This is a genomic window from Treponema bryantii, from assembly GCF_900111035.1.
GTDB classification, from domain to species: Bacteria; Spirochaetota; Spirochaetia; order Treponematales; family Treponemataceae; genus Treponema_D; species Treponema_D bryantii_C.
This window is the reverse complement of the sequence record NZ_FOFU01000002.1, coordinates 1-24,297: the sequence shown is the minus strand read 5'-3', so window position 1 is coordinate 24,297 and position 24,297 is coordinate 1. Positions and strand designations below refer to the sequence as shown.

Below are 24,297 nucleotides of genomic sequence, written 5' to 3'. Positions count from 1 at the left end.
ACGGCTGTGAAACTTTGATGATGGATTTTATTTTTTAAGTTCAGCTAATTTTGCTTCAGGAATCTGATTTATACTGATAGTACAGAGTTTTTTATAGGCACCTGGAAGCATTGCAGCATAAACATCATAAATCTGAAGAATTTCATTGAAAGTGTTGTAAGCCTTATCATATTTATTCTGAGCAAGATATACACGGCCAAGCTCATATTTAGCTTCCACATAAATTGAAGCATCAGTTCCAAAGCGTGCTATAACAGTATCGTAGCAGAATTCAGCAGATTTATAATCACCGATTCCAACATAATTCTGTCCCATCTGAATTATCTGAGCAGAAGTTTTATCTTCTGGAATTTCTTTAAGAGTTTTACATGAAATAAAAAGTGACGAAATAGCAGCAAGAACTGCAAGAATGATTAATTTTTTCATAGTGCTAGAAGTTTACCTCAAAAAATTATAATATGGAAGAGATGAAAATTAGATTTTGCCTGATTTTACCTCTGCTGTTTATCATTTGTCTTAGTTCCTGTGCATCAACTCCTGCTGTAGAAGGCGGGAAGTCAACAGTGGCTCAAGACGTTCATAAAGAAAAAAAACAAAATTCTAAAAAGTTACTTTTTGAGGACTGGAAATATAAGGGATTCGGGCAGCCGCTGCCGGTTTGGTTTGAGGCGGCTTATAAGGGCGATGTAGAAGAAGTTCAGAAGAAAATATCCATTCCAGAAAATCATAAAGTTGAAATTGTAACTGCTCAGGGAATTAACAGTGATCAGGCAAATAAAAGTTTATTACAGAAGCTTGTCGTAAAGTCTGAATTGTTTGAACTGTATGATTCAAGCTGGGGGCTGCTTAGTGAAAAGGAAGCTACTGACAGCAATTCGTATCCTTATTTTGCTGCGGCGGTTTTATTGATAGATAATAATTTGGGTAATAAAGAGGAGTAAGTTATATGAAAGTATTAGTTATTGGTGGTGCAGGTTATATTGGAAGCCACGTTGTAAAAGAAATGATGAAGGCTGGCCACGAAGTTGCTGTATTTGATAATCTTTCAAGTGGTCTTCGCTGCAATCTTTTTCCACAGAACGAATTTATTTATGGAAACATTTTGATTCAGGCAGATATTGAAGCAGCTTTTGCAAAGGGCTTTGATGCATTTGTTCATCTTGCTGCATTTAAAGCTGCCGGTGAGTCTATGATTCTTCCAGAAAAGTACAGTGTAAACAATATCACTGGAACTCTGAATATTATGAACGCTGCTGTAAAGTATGGCTGTAAAAAAATGATTTTCAGTTCATCAGCTGCAGTATTCGGTTCTCCTGAATATCTGCCTATTGATGAAGATCATCCAAAGAATCCTGAAAACTACTACGGCTTTACAAAGCTTGAGATTGAACGCTTTATGGGCTGGTATGATAAGCTTAAGGGAATGCGTTTCGCAGCCCTCCGTTATTTTAATGCTGCAGGTTATGATCCTGATGGCGAAATCCGCGGACTCGAGCAGAATCCTCAGAATCTTCTTCCACGTGTAATGGAAGTTGCTGCCGGTATGAAAGATGGTATGAAGGTTTTTGGAACTGATTATGATACAAGAGACGGAACCTGTATCCGCGATTATGTTCACGTTACTGACCTTGCTCGTGCTCATGTTATGGCACTCGACTATATTACAAAGAACGACAAGAGCCTTACAGTAAACCTTGGAACAGAAAAGGGAACAACTGTAAAAGAAATTATCGATGCCTCACGCAGAATTACAGGTAAGACAATTCCTTCAGAAGATGTAGAGCGCCGTCCTGGTGATCCTGCATGTCTGTATGCAACTTCAAAGCGTGCAAAGGAACTTCTCGGATGGGAGCCAAAATATTCTGACGTAGATACACTCGTTAAAACTACCTGGGAAGTATACAAATAATGAATGCAAAAGAATTCTTAAAAAACAGCGAGCGCGATATTGTTGCGCTTGAAACTCTTCTTACTTCTATTCCAGCTATTGCTCCAGAAGGCAATGGTGATGGAGAAGAAAAAAAATGCCGTGCCCTCGAAGGCTGGCTTCGTGATAATGGTTTTGATAAAAACGGATGTACGATTGAGCGTTTTGAAGCTCCAGACAGCCGTGTTAGTGCCGGTGTAAGACCAAGCCTTGTTGTAACAATTCCGGGTAAAGACGATTCTCAGCGTGTATGGGTAATGGCTCATATGGACGTAGTTCCAATCGGTGACCCTAAACTCTGGAATACAGACCCATGGACTGTTGTAGAAAAAGACGGAAAGCTTTACGGGCGCGGTGTAGAAGATAACCAGCAGGGCCTTTGTTCTGCCGCTTTTGCCGCTCTTTACTATCTGAAAAATGGAATTACTCCTGCTCGTACAGTAAAACTTCTTTTTGTAGCTGATGAGGAAAATGGAAGTGCATACGGAGCAATCTGGCTCATTAAAAATACAGACCTTTTCCGCAAAAATGACCTTGTTCTGATTCCTGATGGAGGAGACAGCGAAGGCCGTACAATTGAAATTGCAGAAAAAAATATTTTATGGATGCGCGTTCATGTTATGGGAAAGCAGACTCACGGAAGTCGCCCAGACAGCGGAGCCAATGCATGTCTCGCCGCGTGCGCTCTCTCTTTAAAATTGAACGAACTTGAAAAAGTTTTCGATAAACGTGATTCACTTTTCGAACCTGACTATTCAACATTCCAGCCGACAAAGCGCGAGAAGAACGTAGACAGTATAAATATCATTCCTGGAGAAGATACGTTCTGCATGGACTGCCGAATTCTGCCATGTTATTCACTGTCTGAGGTTCTCGCCGAAGTAGACAAGCGCTGCCGTGAAGTAGAAGCTCAGTATGGTGTAAAAATTGAATACGAAGCTCCTCAGCAATCAGAAAGTCCTGCAACTCCGGTTACTGCTCCTGTAGCACAGAAACTTGCTGCTGCAATCAAAAAGGTTCACAATATCGATGCTAAGTTTATTGGAATTGGTGGCGGCACTGTAGGTGCGGAACTCCGCCGCGAAGGAATTGATGCAGTTGTCTGGAGTACACTGGATGACCAGGCTCACCAGCCGAATGAATACTGTATCATTGATAATCTGATTAAGGACGCCGAAACGTTGATAGAGTTTTTTGCTAATTAACTAAGAACGGCCCAGATAGAAAAAGGGTTCCAGAAAAACTCATAATCCCCCGTTTTTCTGGAACCCTTTTTCTGTTTGGGCCGTTTTTTATTTAACTAGCGTACTTTCAGGAAGATTCCCATAATTGCACAGGTAATCAAAAGCTGAAGAATCATAAACTTCAGCAATACCTGTGTAGGGGACCAGCCACGGTTTTTGCGCATGTGGTCGTGGAGAGGGAATCTTATATTTTCGAAAATCTTAATCTTAAAGAAACGGAGAAGGAAAACCTTCAGAAGTCCCATTCCACCGTTAATCATAATGATTGACGATGTTGCGAGAATAACGAATGGGTTTCCGCTAATCATAACACCAACCCCGATAAAATATCCAAGGGCACGGCTTCCTGCGTCACCCATAAGACATTTACTTGGGAATGCATTGTGCCAGAGGTAACCCATTACAACACCTGTCATAGCAAGCAGAAGAACAGCCCAGTTAGCGCCAGAAGGAAGATGCTGAATCAAAAGGTATGCCGCAATATCTTTATGACCAAGTACAAAGTAGAAAAGAATACCTAAAGTCAAAAGCGCAAGCAGAACCAGGGTAGAAGAAAGGCCGTCTACACCATCTGTACAGTTAGTTGTATTAATTGAAGCCCAGAGTATTATTGTACAAATCACAATATAAACAATCGGATTAACAGCAACTTCATTAGCCAGGAAAGGAAGCCAGAAGCGTACGATTCCATCTGGAGAAATCTGCTTAAAAGAAAAATAAAGAATAAAGGCAGTAGCAACACTGATAATCAGATCAAGTGCACCTTTAAGATATTCACCCCAGCTTGTTGTACTGCGGTCATCAAGGTAACCAGTAAGCATTGTAATCCATGTGATGACTACAATTGAAGCACGAGTCCAGTTCATTGGACAGATAAGGAAACTGATTATAACGAAAATTGAAATGAAAACAACACCGGCTCCGGTTGGCTTTCCCTTAGCCGCTTCTGCATTATCTTTAAGTGTAAATTCACGGCCGCGGTCATGAGGAAGAACATTGTAGAATTTTGGAATCAGTTTGTACGCAAGAAAAAATCCAAGATAAAGTGCTACAGTAATAAGTACAGCATAAGATGTAAGGAGTCGTGCAGGACCCCAGTAATTTTGTAGTAACATACCAAGATGATAAAGCATATAAAAACCTCTGTATTAGAATGAAAGATGTGTCATACCGGTAAAAACCATAACAACACCGTGCTCGTTACAATAATCAATAAACTCTTCATCGGAAGCAGTTCCGCCAGTCTGAAGAATAGCTTTTACTCCGCTATCAATCAGCTTTTTAGTCGTTTCACAGAATGGAATTGCTCCATCACAAACAAGAATTTCTCCGATATTACTTGTATCAATTTCCTTGCTGATTTCAGACTGGTCTCCGACAATTCCACTTGCTCTTTCTGAGAATTTTATTGCTTCGTACAATACACCGTCAATTGCTCGTTTTTCTGATGTACAGCCCTGAGAAATTCCGCAGATAGAATTCTGTTTAAGGAGAACTGCAGAATAAGAACGGGCACCCATTGCAAGAAGCATACCGAATACCAGTTCATCAGTTTGAATCTGAGAAGGACGATTCTTAGTTCGAACCTTCCACTGATTAAAGAGAGTATTATCCTGAGTCTGAACAAGAAGCCCGCCATTTATAAAACGGGCTTCAAGATTTATGTTTGTTACTTTTGCAGAAGGTACAAGCTTAGTTTTTTTATTCTGAGAAAGAATCTGCTTTGCTTCTGTAGTAAAACTTGGTGCTACAATGGCAGCAAAGTTTCCTTTTACAATTTCCTCTGCGGCTTCTGTATTTATAACCGAACTGCAGGCAAATACTGTGTCTGTAGTTGTAACAGCATCATAAGTAAAGGTTGCCTTAAAAGAATCAAGAACATTAGTTGCGTGAGAAGCACCGAGAATTGTTCCAAATTTTACTGCAAGCGAGAAAACAGTTCCGGTAAGAGGAGTAAACTGTGTTGTAAACTCATAACCATCGCTGTTTGTACTTTTTACTGTAAGCTGATCTTTAAGCAGGGCAAACAGAGTGTTAATCTGGCGCCAGGCATAAGAAATATCATTTACAAGAGTATAAGTTAAATCCTTTGCCTGATATTTCAAAAAGTTTCCAACAGAACCTTCTTCAGATGGAGATTTATAGAAATATGCCTCCTGCTGAGCATTCATTCCGTAGTGGAGCTGAAGTTCGCGCTTAAAAGGAAGCATCATATAATTCATGAATAATTCATTGTATTTTGAACTTTGAAGAATTGATGCTGAAAGACCTGCATCAAAAGCAGAAACGAGATTCAATGCTTTTGCGGCAAGGTATGTTCTGAAATCCTTTGAAATGTTTCCTGTACGAAGCTGAATCATAGCTTCTTTATAATCATTAGGATCTGTCAGAATCAAAAGATTTTCATAGTTAGCAAATGCACAACGCAGTGTAGTTGTAACAAAAAAATTCTTTGGATAAAGCTGATTATCAAACTGTTTGGAAACAATTGAAGTATTGATGGAAGGAAGCATATTCATGCAGACAATAAAAATATTGTTGTCTTCTGCATCAGGATGAGAGATGTAAGGCTCGTCTTCTTCATGATATTTAGTCATCATAAGGCGTCTGATAAGTTTGTATGTATCGGCCTTAACCATGTTATTCTCCGAAAGCGAATTTTCCCTTGTTACAGGAAGCTTCTGTTTTTTGAGAATTTCTTCGGTTTTATTTGCTGATAAAATTATCCAGCCTTCAGATACAAGAAACTCGGCAAACTCAACAAGATTTTCTGTGTTTTCAACGTGAATTACAGCTCTCTTTGTCATAAGATATATTTTAGCAGAAAAAGTACCGATTGAAAATAGACAATAAAATAATGTAAAATATGAAGATATGAAAGCTGTTGCAAAAAAGTCTGTACTTTCGGGACACATTACAGTCCCTGGTTCAAAAAGTCATACAATCCGTGCGCTGATTCTTGCCGCAATGGCAGACGGCACATCTCATATTTCTAATCCGCTTCCAAGTAACGATTGTCTCTCAACTGCTGCCGCCGTTCGAAAGGTTGGTGCAGAGGTTGATTTTGGTGATGGTCAGGGAAGCAGCGCTGTGTGGACTGTCCGTGGTGCCGGTTCTGGTCTTCATCTTCCTGATGGTCCGATTGATGTTGGAAACTCGGGTTCACTTATGTACTTTTTGTGTCCTGTGCTTTCTACTTTGCCAGGTGATTGTACCTTTACCGGCGATGAGTCTATCTGCCGCCGTCCTGTAAATCATCTGATTGATGCGCTCTGTCAGTTTGGAGCAAATGGCCGCAGCCTTAATGCTGGTCCGGACGGAAAGCCTGGAACAACTCCACCTTTCACTTTCTGTGGTCCAATCGATGTAAATAAAAAACTTGTTACCGAGGGTGCCCTCTCGCAGTATATAAGCGGATTTATGATGGCCGCTTCTCGCCTGAATGGAACTCTTAATATGGAGCTTACAAATCCTAAGGAAACTCCATATCTTACAATGACAAAGCTGTGGCTTGAGAGTGTAGGAGTTCCGGTTCAGATTAGTCCGGACTTTAAGAAAATCTCCGTGACCGGTCCCGTTCCTTTTAAGGCTTTTGACCGCGCAGTTCCTTCAGATTGGGAAGGGGTTGCATTCCCGATTATTGCTGCTTTGATTTCTGGCAGTGAAATTACAATTGATAATGTTGACGGCTCTGGAAGCCAGGGTGATGATAAAATTGTAGAAGTGCTTCAGTCTGTTGGAGCTGATATTGAATGGAATCGTGAGACTGAGCAGCTTGTGGTACGCGGTGGAAAAACTTTGAGTACCGAAAGTCTGCCGAACGGCGAGCTCGTTGTAGAAATGTCTGCATTCCCTGATGCAATTTGTGCCCTTGCAGTACAGGCCTGTTTTATAAAAGGTAAAACTGTATTTACTGATATTGATATCTGCCGCAAAAAAGAAACAGACAGAATTAAGGCAATGACCAGTGAGCTCAGTAAGCTTGGTGCCCGAATCGAAGATGAGGGCGACCGTCTCGTTGTTTACGGTGACGGCGGTGCAAGTATTCACGGTGGAGAGGTGGAGTCTTATAAGGACCACCGCATCGTTATGTCGCTTGCCTGTCTCGGGCTTGGTTTGGCGGATGGCGAAAAAGTAACTGTAAATGATGCTGAATGGTGCAGCGTAACATTCCCACACTTTTTTGAAGTGATGAATAAACTTGGAGCCGGTTTTGAAACAATCTGAAAACCCGGAGTTCCTCCAGAATCAGCTGATTACCTACATAGGAAATAAACGTGCTCTTTTAGATTTTATTGGCGGCGGTGTACAGGAAGTACAGGCGCGGCTTGGTAAATCAAAACTTAACTGTCTTGATGTATTTTCAGGTAGCGGGATAGTAAGCCGTTATCTCAAGCAGTATGCTGAATCAATCACTGTAAATGATCTTGAAAAGTATTCCTATATAATCAATCATTGTTATCTCACAAATAAATCAGAAGTGGATTTTAAGTCTTTGGAAGAGATGCACGTTAATCTTACAGAAAAAATCGAACGCCACATGCATAAACTTGAACAGAAATGTGAATTCAAAAAGGCTGGTTTTATTTCTGAACTGTATGCACCGGCCGATGAAACACAGATTAAAAAAGAGGAACGCTGTTTTTATACACCTTATAATGCAGCCTATCTTGATGTCGCTCGTCAGATGATTGAAAAGGAAATCCCGGCACACTGGAAGGAATTTTTCATAGCTCCTCTTTTATCCGAAGCTTCCATTCATGCAAATACTGCTGGCATTTTTAAAGGTTTCTATAAAAATTCAAAAACAGGAACAGGGCAGTTTGGTGGGAATGCCCGCAATGCTCTTACAAGAATCACGGGAAAAATCTCATTGCCTCTTCCTGTCTTTTCTGATTTTAAATGCCGCTATCGAGTATTCTGTAATGACGCAAATGAGCTGGTAAATTCTGAAGAGCTTTATCACTGCGATTTTACAGATGACGGCAAATTTGACCTCGCATACTTCGATCCTCCATACAATCAGCATCCTTATGGTTCAAATTATTTTATGCTGAATCTGATTGCTGACTACCAGCGCCCTGATGCAGAAAATATCAGCCGCGTTTCAGGAATCCCTAGAGACTGGAACCGTTCAGATTACAATAAAAAGCGCCGTGTTGCCGAAGTCTTCGTAAACCTCGTCCGTAACGTCCGTGCCCGTTTTGTTTTGATTTCCTTTAATTCAGAAGGCTTTATTCCAAAAGATGAGATGATAGAGCTGCTTTCTGAATGCGGTAAGGTAAGTGTACTCGAAGCTGATTACAATGTTTTCCGTGGTTCAAGAAACCTCAGCGGCCGTGAAATCCACGTAAAAGAATTTCTTTTCTTAGTAGAAAAATAAAAAAAATCACAAACTTTCTCAAAAAAAACGACAATTTCGTACAACTCTGCCTATTTTAACAGTAGAGGTTTTTATGAAAAAATTGCTTGTTATTTTAGTGATGGTGTGCAGCATTTTGTCCGTAGCCGTACTTACAGGTTGTAAAAGTCAGTTTGTAAAGGAGTCGTCTTTCCGTCGCTCCGGCTCAACATCAGAAAGGGGCGGGGGAAAACAGTCTCTTTCTCTAGTCTGCTGGAATGTCCAGACTTTTTTTGATGCAGTAACTACAGGAAGTGAATATCAGGAATTTAAGAATTCTGAACGCTGGACTAAAGAAAAATATGTAAAGCGTTTGAATAAACTTTGTGAAATTATGACAAATCTGAATCCTGATATTTTTGTAATGGAAGAAGTTGAAAATACGGAGGTAGTTCAGGATATAGCAAATACTCTGGCGGGCGGTTCCTGGGAACACAAGAAAAACTGGCAGTATACGTGTTTTACTAAAGAACTTGGGAGTGCAATTGGCTGTGCTGTATTTTCGAGATATGAAATTTCAGAATTAAAAACGCATGTCCTTGATATAAGAACTCAGGAAACAAGTCAGCCTTCTTCCCGCCCGCTTATGCAGCTTACAGTAAATATAGGAAATCGTGAGCTCGAACTTTTTGTAAATCACTGGAAGTCAAAATCCGGCGGAGAAATGGAAACTGAAATCTGGCGTGACTGGCAGGAACTGGTTCTGGCAGAAAGAACAACAGATTTGATAAAAGAGATGCAGGCACCTTTGATTGTGATGTGCGGAGATTTTAATAGAAGTGCCGAAGATTTTGTAATTGAAGCTGCTGGTGGTAAAACAACAAATACAGTTTTGAGGGGAAACTCAGAGACTGTAAAAGTCTGGTCTCCATGGTTTAATTCAGCCGGTAAGCTTTCGTCTGAAAACGGCAGTTATTATTATAACGGAGAATGGGAGCGTATAGATAATATTCTTCTGCTTGGGAATCTGGAAATGACTTCGTTTTCAGCAGTTAGAGATTCTCCTGTTGCAGATGAAGAAGGAATCCCGGTTTCTTATAAAGTCTATACCGGAGAAGGTTATTCCGACCATCTGCCTCTGAAGTGTGTAATTTCCTTTTAGAGATTATTTCAGTAAAACCCAGGTTGCTCCGCTTCCGCCCTCAGCCTTTGTCTTTGGGTGACCCGAAGCACCACAGCGTTTATCGTGTTCGATAAAACGACGTACAAGTTCACCAAGAACTGGATCTGAACCGGAAGAGTGAATTCCTTTTCCGTGAATAATGAGCACCTTACGAAGTCCGCGTGCTTTACAGTCTGTAATAAATCGGTCCAGACTTTCCTGTGCTTCTGCCTGATGTAAGCCGTGTAAATCAAGACGAGCTTCCGGCTGCATGCTAATCAGATAATTTCTGTCATATAGCTTAGAACGTTCTTCCTGTTCTTCTGCAATCTTGTCTTTGTCTATTGTTCCGTATCGGCGAAGCCACAGCTCCATAGGATTTATCTGTTTTGAGTTTTCTGCTTTAAGCTGCTTTTCAAAATCTCGTTCAGCAGCGCGCGCTTTTTCTTCTGCAGTAGGAGCGTTTGCCTTTTTGTGCGACACCTGATTCTTTCCGCTTTCCTTCTGTTTTTTTATCTGATTTTTTTGCATTGAATCCCATTGATTCAGAATGTCGCCCATGTCCATAATAACCCTCCGAGTTTAATTCAAAATAATTTATTTGATTATAATTATTTTATCTGATGTACACCATCCGCCAGTTTCACCAACTTCAATGTAATACCACTTTCCTGTGTGTTCAAGAATACGTACACGGTTACCTCTTCCAACCTCAGAAACTGATTCAGCATTTTCCTGAGGAATAGAATAAATTTTACAGCCAGCAGAAATTCCATAGCGTTCATTACGTCTTACTGCACAGTAAAATAAGACTGCAGCGCCAAGAATTAAAAGAACAATATACATCAGCATTCTGATTTTGTGCTTTCTGCGTATTGAAATTATGATAAACACAATAGAGATTACAATTATGATAATTGAGATATAAAGATAAATAGTCGGAAAAATTGGATTTTCAGAAATCACAATTCCACAGGACTCTTCAAAATTGATGCGGTCTCTTCGAGCCTTTGGGTACAATAAAAACTCGTTGTGTTCTTTAGAATAATAATCCGCAAGCCTCATACAGTCTTCATAGCTTAATTCTGAATCAATTACTACAGAAGTCTCAGCAGTCTCCTGATAAAAGGCAGCAGAGAAAATATCTGCATCATCAGTTGCAGCAGCTGCTTCATCTGCTTCGGTAAAATCAATACAAATTTCAGGCATTAAGAGTTCGCTTCTGTAGCCGTTGTAACCAGTGGCACTTAAACGGATTGTCGGCAGTTTAATTGTTTCTGCAACGAGCCCCGTCCATTCAAAAGAAGCAACAGGAAGCAGAATGTGAGAATAAACTCTTTCCCGGTAACGGTTTTCTGTAAATTCAAATTGTTTTGTACAGGTAAAAATAGAATCCTTCGGAATTTCCCAGTTGAATTGTACAAGCTGAGTTGCGTACTGAAGATTTACAGTAAAGCCAAGTTTTTTACCAGTTGGTACTGTAAGCAGTGGCTTTGGAAAATTCAATTCATCAGAATACACTCTTGTACCATCATCAAAAACAAGTACAATGCGTGGAGTCAGGGTAGCCGGATCATCTGTGATTGAAACCGGTTCAAAATAAATCGAGCGACGGTGGTTCTGAATCATAACCGAAATGGGAGCAAGAGAGTAATCTCCTTTATTTGCAAAGTTATACCAGATTTCAATGAGAGTTCCCTGTTCTTCATAGTTTTCAGCCTTGCGCAATGTTCGGAACGTTATATCATCCTTTTGATTTGCAGCAAGCACCTGAACCTGTGATGGCTGAACATACGGTATAGTGACGATAAATTTAATATCAGTTTTTGTATAAAGATTCTGACTTTCTTCCGGAACAAGTCTTAGCTGCTTAATCTTTTCAAGAGTGAGAGTCTGTGAAAAGACAGGGGCAGCAACAGAAATCAGGAGAGCTGTGATTAGAAATCTTCTGCCAGATCTGATGAGTCTTTTGATTCGCTGTTTTTCCATTGTTTCTGATCATTCTCCTTTATATGTTCGAATACTGCTTTTTCAAGATTTTGTGGTGAAGCTTCTTCCTGAGAAGCCTGAATCTGATTACTCTGATTCTGTTTTCCCTTTGCCTCACTCTGCTGAACTGAAAGTTCAAAATTGATTTTTGCGTCTATCTTAGAACTGTCTATTTCGAGCGCCTTTCTGAAATAATCCTTTGCTTCATCAAAATCAGAATTGCGCCAGGCAAGTACACCCGCATTATAAAAAGCTGAATAACGCACCGCATCAGGTGCATCATCTGGAATCGCCTTGAATTGTTCAAGAGCTGCAGAATCTTCTCCAATCATAATGTATGCAGTTCCAAGGTCATAAAGAGCATAACTTTGATTCTGTCGGTTTGCTTCAGCTGCTGCATTTTCAGAAGCCTGCATAAAACGGGAAACAGCATGTCTGTATTTTTTCTGATGATAAGAAACCGTTCCGTTAAGAATATCTGCAGTTTGCGAAGAACAGCCGGAAAGGAAAATTGTTATCAGAGAAACAAAAGCTGCTGCCTGTGCACGCGAAGTCTTTGCTCCAAAAAATCTTGCAAAATTAAATTCCACAGTTATATAGCTCAAAATCAAAAAGAGAGCAGCCAGAGAAAGGAAAAGCTTATAGCGTGGAACAGGCTTTACCTCATAAGAAGTAATCAGATTTTCAGTAGCACCAAAACGCAGTTGAGAAAGCAGTTGAACTGCAGAACCTTTTTCCAGAGAATTGATGTATAAATGATTTTCATGATTATTGAAAAATCGGAAACGGTTAGAGGCATCTGCAATAGCAGCTTCAAGCCGGTCTCGTCGAAGAGCACTCATAACCTGAGTTTTTCCATCTCCAGTTAAAACAGCTGATTCAGTTTCTGAACCAAAACCAATTAAAGTAACAGGAATGCCAGCTTTCTGACATTCGAGCAAAGCAGAAGAAAGCTGGCCGTCTGTTTCTTCACCATCTGTAAATACCCAGATTTTTCCGGCAGATGAAAAGTTTGCCGGGAAAGTTTCTTTTGCCTTTAAAATTCCTTTACCAATGCTTGAACCTGGAACAGTCATTAAAGAAGGTGACATAACTTCAAGCAGTGATTCAACCATAGCAGTATCATCAGTAATTGGAATAGCTGCAATGCCGTCTCCCTTTGCAATTACAACAGAAACAGGAACTCCCTCCATTTTAGAAAGAAGTTTCTTTGCATAGATTGAGGCTGCCTTAAGACGTGTTGTATCTCCAGGACAATCCTTTGCGAGCATACTGTTAGAGATATCAAAAACCATTGCAACAGAATGACCGCTCTTCTGAACAGGAACAAGATAAGTTCCCCATGTAAGACCTGCGTGTGCCAGCAGAAGGAAAACAAAGGAAAGTGCTAGACATGCAGAACGAATAAACAGAGTTTTTTTATATCGGAAACAGATCATTTCTTTTAGAATGATTCTGCGTATAACCCATGCAAGTATAAAAAGGATTATTGCAATGGAAATAAACTTCTGATAGAAAAGTTTGTTTACAGTTCTGTAAGTAAAAGTCTGCGAAACAGCTTCCGTTTTAGAAACAGCACTTAGAATTTCAGAAAGTTCATTTACAGTTACCGCTTCAAAATATCTACCACCAGCAATATCAGAAATCTTTTTTAACGAAGCCGGATTGAAGTTTGAATCAAGATATCCAGAGTAAAGCCGTTTAGTTACCGGGTCAGTGTATTCAATTGGAACTTTTCCTTTTGAACCGATTCCGACAACATAAATTGTAATGCTGTTATCGGCTGCAAGTTGAGCTGCAGTTTCCGGATGAATTTCACCTGCATTATTTTCACCATCAGTGAAAAGAACAATACATTTTTTCTGAGCAGAAGAAGAAACAAGATGGCATACTGCAGTGCTTAAGCCATCACCAATTGCAGAACCGTTTCCAAAAGAACCCGCAGAAATCTGAGAAAGTCTTTCAGAAAAGAAAGTCAGATCACTGGTAGGTGGAACTAGAACTGCAGCATTACTTCCAAGTCCGACAAGACCATAACGGCTTCCGTCGTTTTTATTTGTAAGCAGATAGATAGCATTCTTTGCTGCATCAAGACGCTGTCCTCCGTCCATATCTTTTGCAGACATAGAAGGGCTTGTATCCAGAACAAAAACAATATCAGTTCCAAGAGAAGTATAAACTTTTTCCTGATTTGAAATTACAGGCGCTGCAAGTGCCCCTACAGAAATTAAAAAGCCCGCAGTAAAGAAAATTGACGCAAGGACAGAAAGAAATTTCTGAGGATGACCTTTCCATTCAAAATGGTGACCTTCCCAATCTGCAAGAACAGCAGGAAAAGATATACGGTTAAAAATTTTAAAATGTCGTAAAATAAAAAGTGCTGGAATCAGCAGAAGAAGAAAAAAGGCTGCAGGGTTTTCAAAGTTAGTCATTATTTTCCTCCTTTACCGGAGCTTCAATTATTTCAATGCAGGAAATCAGTTTATCAATAAGCTGCTTAAGCTCTCCAGATTCAAAGCTGGCATTTTTGCTGTAGCGGATAAAATCTGTGCGGATAAAGCCTGCAACAATTTCACCAAAGGCTTCTTCTTTATTATCTGAAAGTAAACCTCCAGTTGCAGTCTGCCAGCCCTTCATCATTTCTGAAGTAACTGTATGTGTAAAAGGATAATCAAAACGCACCTCAAGATAGCGGCGCATAATATTCTGAATCTTTTCTGCATCGTCTGCCTGACGAAGATGCTTAAGAGTCTGTTTTTTATTTTTCTTATATTTTTTCAAAAGCTTTTTTTGATTTATATAAAATAAAAGAGTTTTTCTTTTTACAATTATTCTGATGATTATGATGATTGCAATTACAAAAGCAGCCAGAGTTCCATAAAGCTTATAGGCAGTTCCTGGAAGAAGCAGTGGCGCTGCAGAGTCATGAAGGGTAGTTGCATTAGCCGAGTCAGTAGAAATAAGTGAAACAATCTGAACCGGCTGAAATTCAAGAATGAGCTCAGTGCCTTCAATTTCCATTGGCGGTAGGTGAAGTTCTCCCGTTTTCCATGGAACAAAGGTTATAGTAAACTGATAGAAATCAACTCCCGCAGGAGAGAGTGTGATTCTGCTGATTTCATAATCAGTGTGTGGTGTCGCAAAGTTTGAAGTACTCTTTTCTGAAGTACTGTCAGCAGCATTGATGATTTGACTAACTAACGGTAGTTCGGTAATACCGTTGCTTGTAAGCTGTTTTAATACCGGACTTGGATTATTAAAGGTACAGCGAAGTTCTGCTGTATCTCCAATGTAAACCTTTTTAGGAACGAGAATCTGCTGTGGTGAAATAATCTGCATATTCTTTCTCCCCGTTACCTTAGTTTTGCCTTACGTGCAAAAATCTGATTCAGCACCTGAACAGGTTCTGTTTTTGTATCGAGTACCACAGGCATAATTCCGTGCTTAATGCAGAAACTCTGCCAGCGGTTCTGATTCATTTCGTTGAAACTTCGCCATTCCTTTTTAAAGGCCGGTGAAGAAGATGGAAGCGACATCTGAAGACTGCTTTCTGTATCTTTAAAAACAACAGTACCGAGAGAAGGCAGTTCTTCGTCGCTTGCGTCGTGAATATTTATAGCAATTACATCGTTTTTCTGAGCAAGAGAAATTAAAGGCTTTTCCCAGCCGCCGCAGCGGAAGTCCGAAAGGACGAACACGAGGGTTCGTTTGCGGAGTACTTTAGCCGCCGCGGAAATTGCGTTCGGGAGCACTGAGCCGGGTGTTGGAGTAGCCGGCAGTCGATCAAGGTGGTTCAGAATCTGCATTGTAGTTTCTTTACCGAGTGAAGGTTCGCACGAGAAATGAATTGCGCCGTCGAAGAATACTGCACCTGTCGGGCAGGCATTTATTTCAGCGGCAATTGCAACGAGGGCAGCGGTTTCGGCTGCAGAGGCGTATTTAGTGCGGCGGTCAGAGTTTGTTTCAAGCTGCATGGAAAGCGACGAGTCTGTAATAAGGAAAAGTTGAAGTTCGCGTTCCTCTTCGAATACTTTGATGTACGGCCGCCCCATGCGTGCAGTAACGTTCCAGTCTATAGTGCGGATGTCGTCTCCGCGGATATAATCACGGACGCCTGCAAATTCAATTCCCTGGCCTCGGTAAAGAGAACGGAAATTACCGCTCTTCATACCGTCGGCAATATCTTCTGCCATCAGCCGCAGGTAGAGTGCTTTTTTTATGAGAGATTCATTATTTGCAAGGTAACGTTTTGACATTTACGGAACCGGAATAAAATCAAGAATCCTTGTGATAATGTCATCAGCAGTAACATTGTCAGCTGCAGCTTCGTAAGAAAGTACAAGACGATGACGCAGAACATTAAGAGCTACAGCCTTAATATCTTCAGGAAGAACAAAATCACGACCAGCAAAAAGAGCCTTAACCTTAGCACACTGAAGCATAGCAATACCTGCACGAGGAGAAGCTCCAAAATGAATATAGCGGGTAATATCGTTAGAGTTTGCTGTATTTACAAGAGTACGGCCAGCCTGCTGTTTCTTAGAGTTCTCAGGACGAGTAACAGTAAGAATAGAAACAATGTATTCAACAAGCTTTTCATCACAGGTAACAGAAGCAGCTGCCTCACGCAGAGCCTTAATATCATCAGCTTTAACAATCTGCTTTACAGGTACATACGGAGCCTGACCACAAGTCTGAACAATTTTAATTTCATTGTCAGCAGCAGGGTAAGTGATAACCAGCTTCATCAAAAAGCGGTCCAACTCAGCCTCAGGCAGATTATAAGTTCCTTCCTGTTCAACCGGGTTCTGAGTAGCAAGTACAAAGAACGGCTCCGGCAGCTTGTAAGTTTCTTCGCCAATAGTAATCTGGCGCTCTTCCATAGCCTCAAGCATAGCCGACTGAACCTTAGCAGGCGCACGGTTAATTTCATCCGCAAGAATCACATTTGCAAAAACCGGTCCCTTTCGTACACTGAAAGTACCCTTATTCTGTTCATAAATAAGAGTACCGGTAACATCTGCCGGCAGCAAATCCGGAGTAAACTGAATTCGCTTAAAATCCAGCCCCAGAATCTCCGCAGTAGTCTTAATAGCAAGCGTCTTCGCAAGCCCAGGCACACCTTCAACCAGAACATGCCCGCTCGCAATAAACGCAGTCAAAATATCATCAATCAAAGCTTCCTGCCCTACGAGCCTTTTCGCAGCTTCCGCACGGCAGTCTTCTATTATATGCACAAATTGTTTTTCCATAGACACAGATTATATCAAAATAGTCTGTTAGGGGAAAGCCTTCCCCTGTCTCCAGCCCGCTCCGCGGTCTTCCGCCACCCCTTCTCCTAGGGGGCCACCCCCTAAAACCCCCGTTTCCTCCTCTCAAAGGGGATTCAGTAGAATCCCGAATCCTGCACATTTGCGCTTTCTTAGTCAATTTTCTTCCCAATTTTTGTTTGTACAGTAATTTCTCTACTCAGTCTCTAATCATCATAAATAACGGAATTTCTGTATATTTATACAAAAAAAATGCATAATAATTGACTAAGAAAGCGCAAATTTGCATAATTAGGGCATTATGATTAATCCATTAGCAAAAGATTTGAATGATACCTTATCAGGTACAGTAGTAGACGCCCTCATGTCAGACATGGGACGCCGCCTTTATTTTCCAAACGGAATTATTTCTCAGGGTGGAGAAGCTGCAAAAGACGCTCACTTCGCAAACGGTACAATCGGAATGGCAGTTGCTGCCGGAACTCCGATAGAGCTCGATTCTTACAAAAAGAATATGCCTTCACTTACACCTCGCGAAACAGTTGCTTATGCAAAAACAGCCGGTAATCCAGACCTCCGTGCTTTATGGAAAGAAAAAATCATTGCTAAAAATCCGTCACTCAAAAATAAACAGTTTTCACTTCCAATCCTTGTACCTGGACTTACAGCAGTTCTCTCTTATGTAAGCGACCTTTTTGTTGATGTAGACAAGCCGCTTCTTGCTGCAGATCCTTGCTGGGATAACTACGAACTGATTGCAGCAGCCCGCCGTGGTGCAGAGTTCCATCAGTTCAAGTGCTTCGAAAACGGAAAGTTTAACATTGCAGATCTCGAAGCAAAAATGAAGGCAGATGCAGAAAAATACGGTTCAGTTCGTGTAATTCTCAACTTCCCACAGAATCCTTCTGGATACAGTCCAACAGTTTCAGAAGCAAAGGAAATCGTTCGCATCGTTCGCGAACTTGCAGAAGCTGGAAAGAAGGTTCTCGTTCTTTCTGATGATGCTTACTTCGGACTCAACTACGAAGATGATATCGAACCACAGTCACTTTTTGCTTACATGGCAGACCTTCACGAAAATGTACTTGCAATCAAGGCTGATGGGCCTACAAAAGAAGACTTTGCATGGGGCTTCCGTGCAGGTTTCGTAACATTCGCATCAAAAGGACTTACAGACGCTCAGTATACAGCACTTGTAACAAAGTTCATGGCTGCAATCCGTTCTTCAGTTTCTTGTTCTTCAACACCTTCACAGAGCCTCGTAATGCATGCTCTTAAGGATGAAGCACACGAAAAGCAGAAACTCGAATGCCGCAATATGCTTAAGCGCCGTTATGACCTTGTACGCGCATTTGTAAATAATCATAAATCTGATGTTCTTGAACCACTTCCTTTCAACTCTGGTTACTTTATGAGTTTCCACGTAAAATCTGGAAAGGCAGAGGAAATCCGTAAGGAACTTCTTAAGTCAGAAGGAATCGGAATCATTCAGATTGACCCATATACTCTTCGCGTTGCTTTCTCAAGCATTGATGAAGATAAGATTGATTCAGTTTACACAAGCATTTATAATGTAGCTAAGAATTTTTAATTCATAAGGAATAAAATTTGAAGCATACATCTGTACTTTCTACTCTTATACTCTGCGCAGGTATGATTTTCTGCGGCTGTTCAAAAGGCAGTCCGCAGAATAGCCGAACCGTTTATCAGCAGGATAGAATTGTAATCTGGACAAGCTGCCGCGAGTTCGCGCAGTACATAGAACTTTTTAACCGTCAGCACAAGGATAATTGTGCAATTCTTGTTTACAAGGATAATCCTGCTCTTTCTTTACCACCTGCAAAAGATGAAAACCCGCCGGACATAATTGTTGGTTCCTGGCTTCGTACAGATTCTCCGCACAAAAGCTTTAAATCTCTTGATTATCTTTTTGATACCAAGAAACTCACTTCAGAAGTTTTTTATCCGCAGCTGCTCAATTCCGGAAAAAGAAAAGCTGTTCAGTATCTTCTTCCGGTGAGCTTTAATCTTCCTGCAATAATTTTTGCAACAGAAAATAAAGATCAGATTCCAGACAGTTATGTACTTTCTCTGGATCAGATTCGAATCACAGCTTCTGCCTATAATGCAAAAAATACTAAAGAAGCGTATACAAAAATCGGTTTTACCCCACTTGGAAATGATGATTTTCTTTATCTTGTTTCAAAAATGATGGGAACTGATTTTCGGGAAGAAAAGGGTGAAATCGCCTGGGATGGTCAGGCTCTTTTGGATTCTGTTGCCTTCCTTCGCGACTGGGTTTACAAAGAAAATACTTCCCCGCAGATTGAAGAAGATTTCACTTTTAAATATCTGTTCATGCCTTATTATCGTCAGGTTTCTTCCGGACGAACACTGTATGCCTATACCACAAGCGACAGTCTTTTCAAGATTCTAAAAGAACAGGATCTTGCTGTAGACTATCGATGGGTAGTTGAAAATAATTCAATCTACATTGAAGACTCTGTAACCATGATGGGAATTTATAAAGATGCCAGAAATCAGGTGGGCGCTACAGATTTTATTTCATGGTTCTTCCAGTCTGAAAATCAGAAACACATTCTCGAAACAAAAGAAAATATGCATCTTGAAACGGATATGTTTGGAATTGCCGGAGGATTCTCATCTCTGCGTGATGTAACTGAACATATTCTGCCGATTTATTACAATCAGCTTTTGACAAATCTTCCGCCGTCTCAAATGCTCACAGCTCCGCAGAAACTTCCTGCACGATGGGAGAGTTATCGAACTTTGGTTATTGAGCCTTATATTAAGAATGCGGTAACGGTTGGCGATGGTGAATCTGCGCAGACGCTGCATGATTATGAGAAAGAGTGGCGGAAGAAAGTCTTCGACTAATAAATCAATGACATCTTATGATATTTGAGCGCTCCCGTGGGAAAACACATCAGGCTGCGGGCGAGCCAGTTTTTTGTGTTAAAAAATAAAGAGATTTTCACAAGTGAAAATCTCTTTATTTTTTTTCGATGGCTAAGCGCCAAAACTTCTCGATGCAGCCTGATGTGTTTTCCCACTCCGCACTCAAATATCACAATATACAGTTATTATTATTATCTCTTCTTACTCACAAACTCTCTAAGTAAAATGAACCCTAATATTATTACACCACCGACGATACATTTCACCGTCGGGATTTCGTGGACAAACAGGAATACCCATACCGGGTTCATCAGTGGCTCAATCATTGTAATAAGTGATGCTGACAATGCTGTGACTTTCTTGATTCCAATTGAGTACATGATATTCGGAATGCCCATTTGTAAGAGGCCGAGTAACAGCAGGAAGGTCAGTGAACGTAAATCCGGCACTCCGCGTTCCATCAGGAAAATGAACGGAAGTCCGAACGAAGCTGTAATAATCTGTGCGAGCATGAAGGCATCTTTTGAAGTGTTGTGAGACGGGATTTTACCAGTCTCTCGAATCTTTTCTGCAATCAGAAGCTGCTGTTTTCTCTGGAAGAGGGTAGTGGCAGCCCAGGTAACGCCTGAGAGTGCTGCGATTGTATTTCCTAAAAGTGCAGTCTCTGCAAACTCGCCGCTTTGATTTTCCATCAGGCTGTCTGCAAAGAAAAGCACCATACCCACTGCAATTCCTGCAAAGGTGATGTAATCGATTTTTCTGTTTTTCTCGCCGAGGATAATTGCGCTGAAAAGAATTACCCAAACCGGGCTTGTATACTGCAGAAAAATTACGTTTGCTGCATAAGTGAGCTTGTTCGAGATAACGTACATTATCATTGTGGCTGCATAACTCAAAGCAGAAAGCCACAGGTAAATTGTCTGAGCCCGGTCAACTTTTCCGCTGGCCTCGTCTTTTACATAAAAGTGCGGCAGCTGGCGTGTAAAAACAGCCATCACTAAAAATGCGAAGGTACTTCGCAAGCCCGCAATCGCAAAAGAATTTACGTTTACATATTTTAAGAAAACACCGCCGAGGCTCCAGCCCAGCGCACAGATAACTAGAGCCCATGCTCCTTCCGGCTTTTTCATTTGAAGAGCTCCAGAGCAAATCGAACTGTATCCATTGCGTCCTTGCCGTAAAAGTCTGCGCCAATCTGGTCGGCATATTCCTGAGTCATAACAGCGCCGCCAACGCAGGTCTTTGCCCACGGACATTCCTTGTGCAGCTGCTTAATTGTCTCTTCCATAGCTGCAACAGTGGTAGTCATAAGAGCCGAAAGTCCAACAAGCATAACGTGATCTTTTTTGCATGCCTCAACAACAACCTCAGGCGGAACGTCCTTTCCAAGGTCAATTACGTCAAAGTCGTAATTTTCCAGAAGAACCTTTACAATGTTTTTACCGATATCGTGAATGTCGCCCTTTACTGTAGCGATAATAATTTTTCCTTTCGGCGCTCCCTTCTTTCCCGATTTTTCCATGTACTCGCGGATCTCACCAAACGCCGCCTTAGCCGCCTCCGCCGCCATCAAAAGTTGAGGAAGATACATCGTCTTTTTTTCAAAGCGCTTACCCACGTAGTCCAGTCCAGGAATCAGGTGCTCGTTAATAATTGTGAGTGACTCCATAGTTTTCAAAAGTTCTCGGGTAGCCGCCGCTGCATCAGTTTTGAGCCCATGGATTATTGCATTTGAAAGGGGGGAAGTCTCCCCCTCGCTCGCACTTCGTTGCTCTCTACCCCCTCTAGCGGGGGACACCCCCGCATCGCCCCCGGAAGTACCGGCAGCTGGCACAAGGTTTGCAAGCCTCTCGCTTTCCTTTCCGCTCCACTCAATATAATCCGTACAGTTTTCGTCGCGGCCAGAAAGCAGGTTATAACATCTCCATGCCTTAATCATTTCGCCCTGAAGCGGATTCATAATTGCCGCAGAAAGACCGGCTCCCATACAAAGTGTAAAGAAGCTTGCCGTAACATATTCGCGCAAAGGAAGTCCAAAGCTTACGTTTGAAATTCCAAGGCTGGTAAGTCCGCCCATTTCGTGAATAGCGCGGACAGTCTCCATAGTTGCAATGCCGGCCTTTGAGTCTGAACTCACCGCCATGGCAAGAGGATCTATAATAATATCTGATTTTCTGATTCCGTATTTTGCAGCCTCTGCGTAAATCTTTTTTGCAATTGCAACACGGCGTGCGCTGTCTTCAGGAATTCCGCCTTCATCAAGGGTAAGGGCAACAACAAGTCCGCCGTATTTTTTTACAAGCGGGAACACTGTGTCCATAATTTCCTGCTTGCCGTTTACCGAGTTTATCATCGGTTTTCCGTTGTAACGGCGCAAAGCTGCTTCCATAACGTCCGGCTTAGTTGTATCAATCTGCAGTGGCAGTGTAGTTACGTTCTGAAGTTCATCGAGAACTCGGAGCATCATTTCTTTTTCATCAATTTCCGGAAGTCCAACATTTACGTCTAGAACTTGGGCACCTGCTTCTTCCTGTTCCATTCCCTGATGAATGATGTAAGGAATGTCGCCTGCACGCAGAGCCTCTTTGAATTTTTTCTTACCTGTTGGATTTATGCGTTCGCCGATAAGTACCGGGCGGTGCGGTCCACCGAAATAAACAACCTTAGTATTTGAAGAAACACAGCCGATACTAGGTTTTAGGTTATAGGTGTTAGGTTTCAGGGAGGTGGGGGTATTAGGGGGTGTGTCCCCTAGGAGAGGGGGTAGCGGAAGACCGCTTGCGGGCTGGAGCGAGGGGGAGACTTCCCCCTTAATCCTAGAACCTGGAACCTTAAACCTAGAACCTAACTCCCTGATATATTCCGGCGTAGTTCCACAACAGCCGCCGAGCACAGTTGGACCGAGTTCTGCGAGCTGTTTCATTGCGTCGACAAACTCGGGTGCTTCAACGTCGAAAACGGTCTTGCCGTCTACAACTTTTGGAAGGCCGGCATTTGGCTTAACGAGAACGGGAACGCTTGCTGCTTTACAGAGTCGCTCAACGGTCGGCTTCATTTCCAGAGGGCCGAGGCTGCAGTTTACACCAACCACAGAAACGCCAAGGCCTTCGAGCATGGCAACCATTGTCTCTGGCGTAGAACCGCTCAAAGTTCGGCATTCTCTGTCATAAACATTACTTACGATAATCGGGAGATCTTCGGCTGCAATTCCGAGGTCTTCCATGGTTTCTTTTGCGGCAAGAACGGCGGCTTTAGATTCGTAGCCGTCGTTCATGGTCTCTATCATTACACAGTCGATTTTATTTTCTTTTGCAAGAGGAAAGGCTGCGGCAAAAGTCTTCTTAAAAAGTTTTACGCAGTCTTCAAAATCAAGGTCGCCCATCGGTTTGAGAAGTTTTCCGCAGGAACCAATGTCGAAGGCGATAAAATAATTTTCGTCCGGTTTTTCGGCACGGGCTTTGTCTCGTGCAGTATTTGCATTCTCAATGGCGGCTTTTACAAAGCGTTCCAGTTCCAGCGGAAACTTTGTGATAAAAGCGCCGAATGTATTTGTGTTCACGATATTAGAACCGGCTGCAAAATAGTTGTAGTGCAGCTGAACGATGCGGTCCGGGTGTTTTGTGTTCCAGGTTTCCGGGAGTTCTCCGGGCTTTAAGCCCATGCTCTGCAAAACTGTACCTGTGCCGCCGTCAAAAAATAAAATCTCTTTTCCTAATAAATCGTGAAGTTTAGTCATGTGCGCAATTATAGCGGATTTATAATTCTAAATCCACGACTGTTGCTTCTGTAGCGCGGATAAGGTCATCCGGCTTGATTTTTATCTGAACGCCGCGCTGTCCGCCGCTGATGCAGACTTTATCGTGTAAAATGACTGTTTCATCTATAAAGGTTCGGAATTTCTTTTTCATTCCAAGTGGTGTACAACCGCCGCGGATATATCCTGTGAGTCCAAGGAGTTCTTCCGGTTTTACGGGGCCGATTTCTTTACAACCTGCGGCCTGTCGGGCTTTTTTGAGATTTATTTCACTAACTGCGCTCTGGCAGAATACACAGATTTCTTTTGATTCAGTGCGCATTACAATTGTCTTAAAAACAGTTTCTGGTGCCACGCCAAGTTTCTCCGCCATGCGGCCAGCAGCACCGCGGGCGAGCTCGTGTTCGCCGTCATCTTCATATTCTGCGGCTTCGTATTCAATTCCTAAGCCGTCCAGAATTCTCATAGCATTTGTCTTTTTCATATTTTTATTTTATCAAAAAAGCAAAGTGGAGTCAGTATGAAATTAGTGGCTCATATCACGAAAAAACGGACTATAGCAAACTGTATGCTGTGTGGGAAGGTGGGGCTGAAATTGCGGGTCCCAGCGACGGCAAAACCGAAAAAGTAATCCCCCAGGGTGCCCCAGGCTCCTCATTTTTGCTTCGCAAAAATTTGTCGCAACCCTGGG

Annotated in this window: 20 protein-coding genes; 8 read left to right on the top strand and 12 right to left on the bottom strand. The window is 41.8% G+C overall.

What is annotated here, in order from left to right; translation table 11 throughout:
- Positions 1–27 precede the first annotated feature (27 nt).
- Positions 28–426: a tetratricopeptide repeat protein gene (locus tag BMY21_RS03400; protein ID WP_074640948.1), complete on the bottom strand. Its 399-nt coding sequence runs from the start codon at positions 424–426 to the stop codon at positions 28–30.
- A gap of 41 nt (positions 427–467) precedes the next feature.
- Here BMY21_RS03400 and BMY21_RS03395 point away from each other — a divergent pair, with 41 nt between their 5' ends.
- From BMY21_RS03395 to BMY21_RS03385, 3 genes are read left to right on the top strand one after another with little or no spacing between them, the layout of a single operon-like run.
- On the top strand, positions 468–941 hold the full coding sequence (locus tag BMY21_RS03395; protein WP_143064157.1) for a hypothetical protein: 474 nt from the start codon (positions 468–470) through the stop codon (positions 939–941).
- A 5-nt stretch (positions 942–946) separates the two neighbouring features.
- A complete protein-coding gene (gene galE, locus BMY21_RS03390; protein WP_074640944.1) occupies positions 947–1,909 on the top strand; it encodes a UDP-glucose 4-epimerase GalE in 963 nt (320 codons plus the stop codon).
- Positions 1,909–3,132: a M20 family metallo-hydrolase gene (locus BMY21_RS03385; protein ID WP_074640942.1), complete on the top strand. Its 1,224-nt coding sequence runs from the start codon at positions 1,909–1,911 to the stop codon at positions 3,130–3,132. The genes galE and BMY21_RS03385 overlap by 1 nt, the downstream gene beginning before the upstream one ends.
- Before the next feature lie 95 nt (positions 3,133–3,227).
- Here the strand turns inward: BMY21_RS03385 and BMY21_RS03380 are convergent, their stop codons facing one another.
- Entirely contained in the window at positions 3,228–4,304 is a 1,077-nt protein-coding gene (locus BMY21_RS03380; RefSeq protein WP_074640941.1) for an MraY family glycosyltransferase, read from the bottom strand.
- A gap of 15 nt (positions 4,305–4,319) precedes the next feature.
- A complete protein-coding gene (locus BMY21_RS03375) occupies positions 4,320–5,978 on the bottom strand; it encodes a hypothetical protein (protein ID WP_177177709.1) in 1,659 nt (552 codons plus the stop codon).
- Between the two features lie 67 nt (positions 5,979–6,045).
- Between BMY21_RS03375 and aroA the strand changes: the two genes are divergently transcribed.
- From aroA to BMY21_RS03360, 3 genes are all read left to right on the top strand, one after another.
- Positions 6,046–7,398, top strand: a complete 1,353-nt coding sequence (aroA, locus tag BMY21_RS03370; RefSeq protein ID WP_074640938.1) for a 3-phosphoshikimate 1-carboxyvinyltransferase — start codon at positions 6,046–6,048, stop codon at positions 7,396–7,398.
- The gene (locus BMY21_RS03365) at positions 7,385–8,554 is read left to right on the top strand and encodes a DNA adenine methylase (protein WP_074640936.1); all 1,170 of its coding nucleotides are present in this window, start codon (positions 7,385–7,387) and stop codon (positions 8,552–8,554) included. The genes aroA and BMY21_RS03365 overlap by 14 nt, the downstream gene beginning before the upstream one ends.
- A 73-nt stretch (positions 8,555–8,627) precedes the next feature.
- Positions 8,628–9,674 (top strand): endonuclease/exonuclease/phosphatase family protein, encoded by a 1,047-nt coding sequence (locus BMY21_RS03360; protein WP_074640934.1) that lies wholly within the window; start codon positions 8,628–8,630, stop codon positions 9,672–9,674.
- Between the two features lie 3 nt (positions 9,675–9,677).
- Here the strand turns inward: BMY21_RS03360 and BMY21_RS03355 are convergent, their stop codons facing one another.
- From BMY21_RS03355 to BMY21_RS03330, 6 genes are read right to left on the bottom strand one after another with little or no spacing between them, the layout of a single operon-like run.
- On the bottom strand, positions 9,678–10,241 hold the full coding sequence (locus tag BMY21_RS03355; RefSeq protein ID WP_074640932.1) for a Smr/MutS family protein: 564 nt from the start codon (positions 10,239–10,241) through the stop codon (positions 9,678–9,680).
- A gap of 30 nt (positions 10,242–10,271) precedes the next feature.
- Positions 10,272–11,663 carry a hypothetical protein gene (locus BMY21_RS03350; RefSeq protein ID WP_074640930.1) on the bottom strand — a complete coding sequence of 464 codons (1,392 nt, stop codon included), beginning with the start codon at positions 11,661–11,663 and terminating at the stop codon, positions 10,272–10,274.
- Positions 11,612–14,095: a VWA domain-containing protein gene (locus BMY21_RS15780; protein ID WP_074640927.1), complete on the bottom strand. Its 2,484-nt coding sequence runs from the start codon at positions 14,093–14,095 to the stop codon at positions 11,612–11,614. The genes BMY21_RS03350 and BMY21_RS15780 overlap by 52 nt, the downstream gene beginning before the upstream one ends.
- Positions 14,088–15,002, bottom strand: coding sequence for a hypothetical protein (locus BMY21_RS03340; protein ID WP_074640925.1), 915 nt, complete (start codon positions 15,000–15,002; stop codon positions 14,088–14,090). Before BMY21_RS03340 ends, BMY21_RS15780 begins: the two co-directional genes overlap by 8 nt.
- Before the next feature lie 14 nt (positions 15,003–15,016).
- Positions 15,017–15,919: a DUF58 domain-containing protein gene (locus tag BMY21_RS03335; protein ID WP_074640923.1), complete on the bottom strand. Its 903-nt coding sequence runs from the start codon at positions 15,917–15,919 to the stop codon at positions 15,017–15,019.
- The gene (locus tag BMY21_RS03330; RefSeq protein WP_074640921.1) at positions 15,920–16,915 is read right to left on the bottom strand and encodes an AAA family ATPase; all 996 of its coding nucleotides are present in this window, start codon (positions 16,913–16,915) and stop codon (positions 15,920–15,922) included.
- Positions 16,916–17,234: 319 nt separating this feature from the next.
- Between BMY21_RS03330 and BMY21_RS03325 the strand changes: the two genes are divergently transcribed.
- The gene (locus tag BMY21_RS03325; protein WP_074640919.1) at positions 17,235–18,524 is read left to right on the top strand and encodes an aminotransferase class I/II-fold pyridoxal phosphate-dependent enzyme; all 1,290 of its coding nucleotides are present in this window, start codon (positions 17,235–17,237) and stop codon (positions 18,522–18,524) included.
- 17 nt (positions 18,525–18,541) lie between these two features.
- Positions 18,542–19,831 (top strand): type 2 periplasmic-binding domain-containing protein, encoded by a 1,290-nt coding sequence (locus BMY21_RS03320; RefSeq protein WP_074640917.1) that lies wholly within the window; start codon positions 18,542–18,544, stop codon positions 19,829–19,831.
- 212 nt (positions 19,832–20,043) lie between these two features.
- On the opposite strand, the gene BMY21_RS03315 is transcribed toward BMY21_RS03320, so the two are convergent.
- The 3 genes from BMY21_RS03315 to ybaK are packed head-to-tail and all read right to left on the bottom strand — an operon-like array spanning position 20,044 to position 24,090.
- Positions 20,044–20,982 (bottom strand): DMT family transporter, encoded by a 939-nt coding sequence (locus tag BMY21_RS03315; protein ID WP_074640916.1) that lies wholly within the window; start codon positions 20,980–20,982, stop codon positions 20,044–20,046.
- Positions 20,979–23,588 (bottom strand): homocysteine S-methyltransferase family protein, encoded by a 2,610-nt coding sequence (locus tag BMY21_RS03310; RefSeq protein WP_074640914.1) that lies wholly within the window; start codon positions 23,586–23,588, stop codon positions 20,979–20,981. Before BMY21_RS03310 ends, BMY21_RS03315 begins: the two co-directional genes overlap by 4 nt.
- A gap of 19 nt (positions 23,589–23,607) precedes the next feature.
- Positions 23,608–24,090: a Cys-tRNA(Pro) deacylase gene (gene ybaK, locus BMY21_RS03305; protein ID WP_074640912.1), complete on the bottom strand. Its 483-nt coding sequence runs from the start codon at positions 24,088–24,090 to the stop codon at positions 23,608–23,610.
- Between the last annotated feature and the right edge of the window lie 207 nt (positions 24,091–24,297).

Excerpts from the sequence above, each read along its gene's own strand:
- BMY21_RS03400 (WP_074640948.1), bottom strand. The coding sequence starts at position 426 with ATGAAAAAATTAATCATTCTTGCAGTTCTTGCTGCTATTTCGTCACTT.
- BMY21_RS03395 (WP_143064157.1), top strand. The coding sequence starts at position 468 with ATGAAAATTAGATTTTGCCTGATTTTACCTCTGCTGTTTATCATTTGT.
- galE (WP_074640944.1), top strand. The coding sequence starts at position 947 with ATGAAAGTATTAGTTATTGGTGGTGCAGGTTATATTGGAAGCCACGTT.
- BMY21_RS03385 (WP_074640942.1), top strand. The coding sequence starts at position 1,909 with ATGAATGCAAAAGAATTCTTAAAAAACAGCGAGCGCGATATTGTTGCG.
- BMY21_RS03380 (WP_074640941.1), bottom strand. The coding sequence starts at position 4,304 with ATGCTTTATCATCTTGGTATGTTACTACAAAATTACTGGGGTCCTGCA.
- BMY21_RS03375 (WP_177177709.1), bottom strand. The coding sequence starts at position 5,978 with ATGACAAAGAGAGCTGTAATTCACGTTGAAAACACAGAAAATCTTGTT.
- aroA (WP_074640938.1), top strand. The coding sequence starts at position 6,046 with ATGAAAGCTGTTGCAAAAAAGTCTGTACTTTCGGGACACATTACAGTC.
- BMY21_RS03360 (WP_074640934.1), top strand. The coding sequence starts at position 8,628 with ATGAAAAAATTGCTTGTTATTTTAGTGATGGTGTGCAGCATTTTGTCC.
- BMY21_RS03355 (WP_074640932.1), bottom strand. The coding sequence starts at position 10,241 with ATGGACATGGGCGACATTCTGAATCAATGGGATTCAATGCAAAAAAAT.
- BMY21_RS03350 (WP_074640930.1), bottom strand. The coding sequence starts at position 11,663 with ATGGAAAAACAGCGAATCAAAAGACTCATCAGATCTGGCAGAAGATTT.
- BMY21_RS15780 (WP_074640927.1), bottom strand. The coding sequence starts at position 14,095 with ATGACTAACTTTGAAAACCCTGCAGCCTTTTTTCTTCTTCTGCTGATT.
- BMY21_RS03340 (WP_074640925.1), bottom strand. The coding sequence starts at position 15,002 with ATGCAGATTATTTCACCACAGCAGATTCTCGTTCCTAAAAAGGTTTAC.
- BMY21_RS03335 (WP_074640923.1), bottom strand. The coding sequence starts at position 15,919 with ATGTCAAAACGTTACCTTGCAAATAATGAATCTCTCATAAAAAAAGCA.
- BMY21_RS03330 (WP_074640921.1), bottom strand. The coding sequence starts at position 16,915 with ATGGAAAAACAATTTGTGCATATAATAGAAGACTGCCGTGCGGAAGCT.
- BMY21_RS03325 (WP_074640919.1), top strand. The coding sequence starts at position 17,235 with ATGATTAATCCATTAGCAAAAGATTTGAATGATACCTTATCAGGTACA.
- BMY21_RS03315 (WP_074640916.1), bottom strand. The coding sequence starts at position 20,982 with ATGAAAAAGCCGGAAGGAGCATGGGCTCTAGTTATCTGTGCGCTGGGC.
- BMY21_RS03310 (WP_074640914.1), bottom strand. The coding sequence starts at position 23,588 with ATGACTAAACTTCACGATTTATTAGGAAAAGAGATTTTATTTTTTGAC.
- ybaK (WP_074640912.1), bottom strand. The coding sequence starts at position 24,090 with ATGAAAAAGACAAATGCTATGAGAATTCTGGACGGCTTAGGAATTGAA.